This is a genomic window from Blastococcus sp. CCUG 61487, from assembly GCF_005222955.1.
Taxonomy (GTDB): Bacteria; Actinomycetota; Actinomycetes; order Mycobacteriales; family Geodermatophilaceae; genus Blastococcus.
In genome coordinates this window covers 1-8,505 of sequence record NZ_LWUA01000258.1, presented here as the reverse complement: position 1 = coordinate 8,505, position 8,505 = coordinate 1, and the positions used below count along the sequence as shown (strand labels likewise).

Annotated in this window: 3 protein-coding genes; all 3 read left to right on the top strand. The window is 69.2% G+C overall.

From position 1 onward, the window contains the following. Nucleotides 1-578, top strand: a 578-nt coding sequence (locus A6V29_RS21050) for an Rv1363c family protein (protein ID WP_170977911.1), incomplete at its 5' end; no start/stop codon positions are given. Nucleotides 579-936: 358 nt separating this feature from the next. Continuing rightward, entirely contained in the window at nucleotides 937-4,410 is a 3,474-nt protein-coding gene (rpoB, locus tag A6V29_RS16210) for a DNA-directed RNA polymerase subunit beta (protein ID WP_212719499.1), read from the top strand. A 95-nt stretch (nucleotides 4,411-4,505) separates the two neighbouring features. Further along, nucleotides 4,506-8,411: a DNA-directed RNA polymerase subunit beta' gene (locus A6V29_RS16205; RefSeq protein WP_137161257.1), complete on the top strand. Its 3,906-nt coding sequence runs from the start codon at nucleotides 4,506-4,508 to the stop codon at nucleotides 8,409-8,411. Nucleotides 8,412-8,505 lie beyond the last annotated feature (94 nt).

The window sequence follows — 8,505 nt, the reverse complement described above, 5'->3', positions numbered from 1 at the left end:
GGCCGCGGACCCCGCGCGACGCCGGCCCGCCGGCCGAGGCGCGCACCCGGCGAGGCGTGCCGGTGCTCGCCCTGGCGCTGGCCCTGCTCTGCCTGCTGACCGCCGCCGGCGCGGGGCTGCTCCTGTGGCAGCGGCTCAACCCGACCACGGTGAACCCCGAGATCTTCGCCGCCGCTCGCACCGGGGTCGAGGCCCTCTACGCCTACGACTACGAGGACTCCGAGGGCAGCATCCAGCGGAAGCTGGACGTCACGACCGGCGAGCTGCGCGAGCAGCAGGAGCAGACGTGGCAGGGCGAGATCATCGACCAGTACGAGCAGGCGTCGGCCACGGGTCGCTACGAAGTCCTCGACGTCGGCCTGCAGCAGGTCAACGAGGCGCAGGACACCGCCACCCTCGTCGTCTTCGGCCAGCTGGTCGTCGAGTCGGCGACCTCCGGCACGCAGGCCGCCCCGGAGGGTTCGGAGTGCCGAGCGGCGGAGGGCACGTCGATGTGCATCTACACGTTGCGGGTCACCGTCGTCGAGGTCGACGGCGAGTGGAAGCTGAGCGACGCGATCATCCTGAGCACCGCCTGAACGGACATCGGCGTGGCGGTGTCGCCGGAGGCGAGCCGCTGGCATCATGGATCCGCACCGCCCCTGCCGGCCCCCTCCGCGGGCCGCGCCGCGACACCGTGTGGTGCCGGTCGCACCGGTACCCCTGACGTGGACAGCGCGCAACAGCAGGGGTAAGGTCTCCTGTTGCGCTGCCCTCCGACTGCCTGCCCGCTGACACGGGTCGCGAGGGGTGCCCGGGAAGCTACCGGATCCACCCTCCGTCGACGTCGATCCGGGCGTACCCGGCCGTCGCGGACAGCGTCGCCACTACCGACGACGACCCAGGACGACCCGCACCCACCGCCCGCACGTCGTGAGGTCCTTGGAAGGACGCATCTTGGCAGGCTCTCGCCCCACCAGTACCACCGTAAAGAACACTCAGACCGGCCCCCGCACCGGTGAGGCCGACCAGCAGAAGATTCCCAACGCCCCCCTCCGGGTCTCGTTCGCGAAGATCTCCGAGCCGCTCGCGGTCCCCGACCTGCTGGCGCTGCAGACGGCCTCGTTCGACTGGCTGATCGGCAGCCCCGAGTGGCGGGCCACCCTCTCGCCCGAGGAGCAGGAGACCGCAGTCGGCGGTCTGGCCGAGATCCTCGAGGAGATCTCGCCGATCGAGGACTTCAGCGGCTCGATGTCGCTGTCCTTCTCCAACCCGCGCTTCGAGGACGTCAAGGCGTCGCTCGAGGAGTGCAAGGACAAGGACATGACGTACGCGGCGCCGCTGTTCGTCACCGCCGAGTTCATGAACAACACCACCGGCGAGATCAAGTCGCAGACGGTGTTCATGGGTGACTTCCCGATCATGACGAGCCGGGGCACCTTCGTCATCAACGGGACCGAGCGCGTCGTCGTGTCCCAGCTGGTCCGCAGCCCCGGCGTCTACTTCGACAAGTCCCTGGACAAGACGTCGGACAAGGACGTCTTCAGCGCCAAGGTGATCCCCAGCCGCGGTGCGTGGCTGGAGTTCGACGTCGACAAGCGCGACACCGTCGGTGTCCGGATCGACCGCAAGCGCCGCCAGCCGGTCACCGTGCTGCTCAAGGCGCTCGGCTGGACCGAGGACCGCATCCGCGAGCACTTCCAGTGGTCGCCCACGGTGCTGGCCACCCTCGAGAAGGACCACATCGCCGGCCAGGACGAGGCCCTGCTCGACATCTACCGCAAGCTGCGCCCGGGCGAGCCGCCGACGCGCGAGTCGGCGCAGGCGCTGCTGGAGAACCTGTTCTTCAACGCCAAGCGCTACGACCTGGCCAAGGTGGGCCGGTACAAGGTCAACAAGAAGCTCGGCGTCGACGTGCCGCAGGGCACCAGCACGCTGACCGAGGACGACATCGTCGCCACCATCGAGTACGTCGTGCGCCTCCACGCCGGCGAGCCCGACCACGGCGTCGACGACATCGACCACTTCGGCAACCGTCGCCTGCGCACCGTCGGCGAGCTGATCCAGAACCAGATCCGGGTCGGCCTCTCCCGCATGGAGCGCGTGGTCCGCGAGCGGATGACCACCCAGGACGTCGAGGCGATCACGCCGCAGACCCTGATCAACATCCGGCCTGTCGTCGCCTCCATCAAGGAGTTCTTCGGCACCAGCCAGCTCTCGCAGTTCATGGACCAGACCAACCCGCTCGCGGGCCTGACCCACAAGCGCCGCCTCTCGGCGCTGGGCCCGGGTGGTCTGTCGCGCGAGCGCGCCGGCATGGAGGTCCGGGACGTCCACCCGAGCCACTACGGCCGGATGTGCCCGATCGAGACGCCGGAAGGCCCGAACATCGGCCTGATCGGCTCGCTGTCCTCGTTCGGCCGGGTCAACGCGTTCGGCTTCATCGAGACGCCGTACCGCAAGGTCGAGCACGGCCAGGTCACCGAGCAGATCGACTACCTGACCGCCGACGAGGAGGACCGCTTCGTCGTCGCCCAGGCCAACTCCGTCCTCGACGAGAACAACCGGCTCACCGAGGACCGCGTGCTGGTCCGCACCAAGGGTGGCGAGGTCGACTACGTCGCACCGGAGAACGTCGACTACATGGACGTCTCGCCGCGGCAGATGACCTCGGTCGCGACGGCGATGATCCCGTTCCTGGAGCACGACGACGCCAACCGCGCGCTCATGGGCGCGAACATGCAGCGCCAGGCTGTGCCGCTGCTCCGCTCCGAGGCCCCGCTCGTGGGCACCGGCATGGAGCTGCGCGCCGCCGTCGACGCCGGCGACGTCGTCATCGCGGAGAAGGCCGGTGTGGTCGAGGACTCCACCGCCGACTACATCACCGTCATGGCCGACGACGGCACCCGGCAGACCTACCGGCTGCTGAAGTTCCGCCGCTCGAACCAGGGCACCTCGATCAACCAGACCCCGATCGTCGACGAGGGCGCGCGGGTCGAGGCCGGCCAGGTCATCGCCGACGGGCCGTGCACCGACCAGGGCGAGATGGCGCTGGGCAAGAACCTGCTCGTCGCCTTCATGCCGTGGGAGGGCCACAACTACGAGGACGCGATCATCCTGTCGCAGCGCCTCGTGCAGGACGACGTCCTGTCCTCGATCCACATCGAGGAGTTCGAGGTCGACGCCCGCGACACCAAGCTCGGCGCCGAGGAGATCACCCGCGACATCCCGAACGTCTCCGAGGAGGTCCTCGCCGACCTCGACGAGCGCGGCATCATCCGCATCGGTGCCGAGGTCGTCCCCGGCGACATCCTCGTCGGCAAGGTCGCGCCCAAGGGCGAGACCGAGCTGACCCCCGAGGAGCGGCTGCTGCGCGCGATCTTCGGCGAGAAGGCCCGCGAGGTCCGCGACACGTCGCTGAAGGTCAAGCACGGTGAGTCCGGCAAGGTCATCGGCGTCCGCGTGTTCTCGCGCGAGGACGGCGACGAGCTGCCCGCCGGCGTCAACGAGCTGATCCGGGTCTACGTCGCCCAGATGCGCAAGATCTCCGACGGCGACAAGCTCGCCGGACGCCACGGCAACAAGGGCGTCATCTCGAAGATCCTGCCGCAGGAGGACATGCCGTTCCTCGAGGACGGCACCCCGGTCGACATCGTCCTCAACCCGCTCGGCGTGCCCGGCCGCATGAACGTCGGCCAGGTCATGGAGACCCACCTCGGGTGGGTCGCCAAGCAGGGCTGGCAGGTCGAGGGCAACCCCGAGTGGGCCGCCGGCCTGCCCGAGTCCGCCCGGTCCGCGGGGCCGAACACGCGAGCGGCGACGCCGGTGTTCGACGGCGCCACGGAGCCGGAGGTCACAGGGCTGCTCGGCTCGACGATCCCCAACCGGGACGGCCAGCGCCTGGTGAACGGGACCGGCAAGGCCCGGCTGCTCGACGGCCGGTCCGGGGAGCCCTTCCCCGAGCCGATCGCCGTGGGCTACGTCTACATCCTGAAGCTGCTGCACCTGGTCGACGACAAGATCCACGCCCGCTCGACCGGCCCGTACTCGATGATCACGCAGCAGCCGCTGGGTGGTAAGGCGCAGTTCGGTGGTCAGCGGTTCGGCGAGATGGAGTGCTGGGCGATGCAGGCCTACGGCGCGGCCTACGCGCTGCAGGAGCTGCTCACCATCAAGTCCGACGACATCCTCGGCCGGGTCAAGGTGTACGAGGCCATCGTCAAGGGCGAGAACATCCCCGAGCCGGGCATCCCGGAGTCGTTCAAGGTGTTGCTCAAGGAGCTGCAGTCGCTCTGCCTGAACGTGGAGGTCCTCTCCAGCGACGGCAACGCGATCGAGCTGCGCGACACCGACGACGAGGTCTTCCGGGCCGCGGAGGAGCTGGGCATCGACCTGTCCCGCCGCGAGCCCTCCAGCGTCGAGGACGTTTAAGCGTGCCCGTCGGCCGGCCCTGAGTGATCGGGGCCGGCCGGCCACCACCTCTTGATCAGCAGTTCCGTAACGAGCCCCGGAAAGGGGTCACCACTTTGCTCGACGTCAACTTCTTCGACGAGTTGCGCATCGGCCTGGCCACCGGCGACGACATCCGCCAGTGGTCGCACGGTGAGGTGAAGAAGCCCGAGACCATCAACTACCGGACCCTGCGTCCGGAGAAGGATGGCCTCTTCTGCGAGAAGATCTTCGGTCCCACCCGGGACTGGGAGTGCTACTGCGGCAAGTACAAGCGCGTCCGCTTCAAGGGCATCATCTGCGAGCGCTGCGGCGTCGAGGTCACCCGCGCCAAGGTGCGTCGCGAGCGGATGGGCCACATCGAGCTGGCCGCGCCGGTCACCCACATCTGGTTCTTCAAGGGCGTCCCGTCCCGCCTGGGCTACCTGCTCGACCTGGCGCCCAAGGACCTCGAGAAGATTATCTACTTCGCGGCCTACATGATCACCTCGGTCGACGACGAGGCGCGCCACCGCGACCTCCCGACCATCGAGGCCGAGATCAGCGCCGAGAAGTCCAACCTCGAGGGCCGGCGCGACGCCGACGTCGAGGCCCGCCAGCAGAAGCTCGAGGCCGACCTGGCCGAGCTCGAGGCGGAGGGCGCCAAGTCCGACGTGCGCCGCAAGGTGCGCGAGGGCGGCGAGCGCGAGATGCGTCAGCTCCGCGACCGCGCGCAGCGGGAGATCGACCGCCTCGACGAGGTCATCGACACCTTCCGCAAGCTCGAGGTCAAGCAGCTGATCGCCGACGAGTCGCTCTACCGCGAGCTGCGCGACCGCTTCGGGGAGTACTTCGAGGGCGGCATGGGCGCCGCGGCGCTGCAGAAGCTGCTCGCCGGCTTCGACCTCGACGCCGAGGCGGCCTCGCTGCGCGAGACCATCCGCAGCGGCAAGGGCCAGCGCAAGCTGCGTGCCCTCAAGCGGCTCAAGGTCGTCGCGGCCTTCCAGCAGACCCGCAACTCGCCCATGGGCATGGTGCTGGACTGCGTCCCGGTCATCCCGCCGGACCTGCGCCCGATGGTGCAGCTCGACGGTGGCCGCTTCGCCACCAGCGACATGAACGACCTGTACCGCCGCGTGATCAACCGGAACAACCGGCTGAAGCGTCTGCTCGACCTCGGCGCGCCCGAGATCATCGTGAACAACGAGAAGCGGATGCTCCAGGAGTCCGTGGACGCGCTGTTCGACAACGGCCGCCGCGGCCGGCCGGTCACCGGCCCGGGCAACCGCCCGCTGAAGTCCCTGAGCGACCTGCTCAAGGGCAAGCAGGGCCGGTTCCGCCAGAACCTGCTCGGCAAGCGCGTCGACTACTCCGGCCGTTCGGTCATCGTCGTCGGCCCGCAGCTGAAGCTGCACCAGTGCGGTCTGCCCAAGCAGATGGCGCTGGAGCTCTTCAAGCCGTTCGTCATGAAGCGGCTGGTCGACCTCAACCACGCGCAGAACATCAAGTCCGCGAAGCGCATGGTCGAGCGTGCCCGCCCGGTCGTGTGGGACGTGCTGGAAGAGGTCATCACCGAGCACCCGGTGCTGCTCAACCGCGCACCGACGCTGCACCGCCTGGGCATCCAGGCCTTCGAGCCGCAGCTCGTCGAGGGCAAGGCCATCCAGATCCACCCGCTCGTCTGCACCGCGTTCAACGCGGACTTCGACGGTGACCAGATGGCGGTGCACCTGCCGCTGTCGGCCGAGGCCCAGGCCGAGGCGCGCATCCTCATGCTGTCGAGCAACAACATCCTGTCGCCGGCCGACGGTCGCCCGATCACCGCGCCGACCCAGGACATGGTGCTGGGCCTGTACCACCTGACGACCCTGGTGCCGAGCCGGCACGAGGCCGACGGCGGGCAGCCGGCGGCCTTCGGCTCGACCGCCGAGGCGATCATGGCCTACGACATGGGTGCGCTGGGTCTGCAGGAGCGGGCCTACATCCGGGTCGACGAGGTGTTCGGCGTCGAGAACGGCCCGGCGAACGAGCCGTGGGAGCAGCCCGAGGACTGGACCCCCGGTCAGCCGGCGATCATCCGGACCAGCCTGGGCCGGGTGCTGTTCAACGAGGCCCTGCCCGAGGACTACCGCTTCGTCAACTACCAGGTGCCGAAGAAGGAGCTCGGGGCGATCGTCAACGACCTCGCCGAGCGCTACCCCAAGGTGCAGGTGGCGGCGACGCTGGACGCCCTCAAGGCGGCCGGCTTCCGGTGGGCGACCCGCTCGGGCGTCACCATCGCCATCGACGACGTGGTCACCCCGCCGGCCAAGGCGGAGATCATGGACCGGCACGAGGCCGAGGCCGAGAAGATCGAGAAGCAGTACGAGCGCGGCGTCATCACCGATGCGGAGCGCCGTGGCGAGCTGATCGAGATCTGGACCCGCGCCCGCGCCGAGGTCAGCCAGGCGATGGTGGACAACTTCCCGACCACCAACCCGGTCTGGGTCATGGTCAACTCGGGTGCCCGAGGCAACATGATGCAGATCAGCCAGATCGCCGGCATGCGTGGTCTGGTGGCCAACCCGAAGGGCGAGATCATCCCGCGGCCGATCAAGGCCAACTTCCGGGAGGGTCTGACCGTGCTGGAGTACTTCATCTCCACGCACGGCGCCCGCAAGGGTCTCGCGGACACCGCCCTGCGTACCGCCGACTCCGGGTACCTCACCCGTCGTCTGGTGGACGTCTCGCAGGACGTCATCATCCGCGAGGAGGACTGCGGCACCGACCGTGGCGTCGTCATGCCGATCGGCACCGTCACCGACGGCGTGGTCACCCGTGACCCGCACGTGGAGACCAGCGTCTACGCCCGCGCCCTGTCCGCCGACGTGGTGGCCGAGGACGGGACCGTCATCGCCCCGGCGAATGCCGACCTGGGTGACGTGCTCATCCAGACCCTGGTGGACGCCGGGATCTCGGAGGTCAAGGTCCGCTGCGTCCTGACCTGCGAGTCGCTGCTCGGCACCTGCGCGACCTGCTACGGCCGGTCGCTGGCCTCGGGCAAGCTGGTGGACGTCGGCGAGGCCGTCGGCATCATCGCCGCCCAGTCCATCGGTGAGCCCGGCACGCAGCTGACGATGCGCACCTTCCACACCGGCGGTGTGGCCGGTGCCGACATCACGCACGGTCTGCCGCGTGTGGTCGAGCTCTTCGAGGCCCGTGTCCCCAAGGGCAAGGCCCCGATCGCCGAGCTCGCCGGCACCGTCCGGATCGAGGACGGCGAGCAGTTCCGGAAGCTCACCATCACCCCGGACGACGGCTCCGACGAGGTCGTCTACGACAAGCTGTCGCGCCGCGCGCGGCTGCGGGTCGAGGACGGCGCCCACGTCGAGGTCGGCGAGCAGCTCACCGAGGGTGCTGTGGACCCGCACGAGGTGCTGCGGATCATGGGCCCCCGCGAGGTGCAGCTGCACCTGGTCCGGGAGGTCCAGGAGGTCTACCGCAGCCAGGGCGTGTCGATCCACGACAAGCACATCGAGGTGATCATCCGCCAGATGCTGAAGCGGGTGACGATCATCGACTCGGGCGCCACGGAGTTCCTGCCGGGTGCGCTGGTCGAGCGGACGCTGTTCGAGACCGAGAACCGCCGCGTCGTCGCCGAGGGCGGCGAGCCGGCCTCGGCCCGTCCGGTGCTCATGGGCATCACCAAGGCCTCGCTCGCGACCGAGTCGTGGCTGTCGGCCGCCTCCTTCCAGGAGACGACCAAGGTGCTCACCGACGCCGCGATCCAGGGCAAGAGCGACAGCCTGCTCGGGCTGAAGGAGAACGTGATCATCGGAAAGTTGATCCCGGCGGGTACGGGCATCAGCCGCTACCGGAACATCACGGTCGAGCCGACCGAGGAGGCGCGGGCCGCCGTCTACACCATGGCCGGCTACGACGACGGGCAGTACTACAGCCCGGACGTCTTCGGTCAGGGCACCGGCGAGGCCGTGCGACTCGAGGAGTACGACTGGCGGCAGTGATCGCCACGCAGTGACGGAAGGGCCCCCAGGTCGCCAGACCTGGGGGCCCTTCCCCGTCCGCCCCCGCGGCCACGATCAGGTGACTGTGAGGCTG